The following is a 1,229-nucleotide window of genomic DNA, read 5'->3' as shown; positions in this document are numbered from 1 at the left end:
TGAATCGCCACGACTATCGTAGACACTCCTGAGCCATAATAGCGGACACAAGGAGAAGATATGAGCGGTAAGCGGTATCCAGAGGAATTCAAGATTGCAGCGGTCAAGCAGGTCGCGCAAGGCGGTCGCCCAGCGAGCGAAGTAGCGGCACGGCTTGGGATAAGCATCCACAGTCTGTACGCGTGGACGAAGCGCTACGGCGTACCCGAGGCGGAGCGCAAGGCTGTCGATGCCCAGTCCGACGAGATGCGGCGCCTGAAGGCCGAACTCAAGCGCGTCACGGAGGAGCGTGACATATTGAAAAAGGCCGCGGTGTACTTTGCCAAGACGTCCGGGTAAGGTACACCTTAATTGCTCAGTTACAGGACCAATTCCCGGTGCGCCGGCTGTGCAAAGTGCTTGAAGTGCATCCGAGTGGCTTCTATGCCTGGCGCCTGAACCCTGAAAGCAAGCGAGCCAGAGAAGACAAGCGCCTGCTCGTGCCGATCAAGGAGTCATGGCTGGAAAGCGGCAGCGTGTACGGCTATCGCAAGGTCAGCGACGATCTGCGCGAGCTCGGTGAACAATGCGGTATCAATCGTGTCCACCGTCTTATGAGGTCGGCCGGAATTCGTTCGCAAACCGGCTACGCCAAGCGGAAATATAAACGCGGCGGTGCCCCTTCGCTGGTCGCGCCTAATCATCTACAGCGCCAATTCGACGTGCAGGAACCGAATCGGGTCTGGGTGACGGACATCACGTACATTCGCACTTACGAAGGCTGGCTTTATCTGGCCGTTGTACTGGACCTGTTTTCGCGTCAGGTGGTCGGCTGGTCGATGAGTTCTCGCATCGATCGCGAGCTGGCGATGAATGCGCTTTTGATGGCCGTCTGGCGTCGGCAACCCAAGAATACGGTGATGGTGCATTCCGATCAGGGCAGTCAGTTCAGCAGCTACGACTGGCGCGACTTCCTGGATCAGCACAATCTGCAGCAAAGCATGAGCCGACGAGGAAACTGCCACGATAACGCCGTGGCCGAGAGCTTCTTCCAGCTCCTGAAACGGGAACGGATCCGACGCAAGACCTACGGCACTCGGGACGAAGCGAAGCAGGATGTCTTCGATTACATCGAGATGTTTTACAATCCGAAGCGCCGGCACAGCTCCAGCAATGACTTGTCGCCGGTCGAATATGAAAAGCAGTACTTCCAGCGGCTCGCGAGTGTCTAGGAAACTCGTGGCGATTCA

The 1,229-nt window shown here is 57.2% G+C and carries 1 protein-coding gene; it reads left to right on the top strand.

From position 1 onward, the window contains the following. The first annotated feature begins 60 nt into the window (after positions 1-60). Positions 61-1,211, top strand: a protein-coding gene (locus ACWCIA_RS22875) for an IS3 family transposase (protein ID WP_454166785.1) whose coding sequence is annotated in 2 segments (ribosomal slippage) — positions 61-301 and positions 301-1,211 — 1,152 coding nt in all. Because the reading frame shifts where the segments join, the coding sequence is not laid out codon by codon here. Positions 1,212-1,229 lie beyond the last annotated feature (18 nt).

The organism is Massilia sp. SYSU DXS3249 (assembly GCF_053668055.1).
Note: the sequence above shows the minus strand (reverse complement) of the source record. Positions and strands in the feature narration are given on the sequence as shown.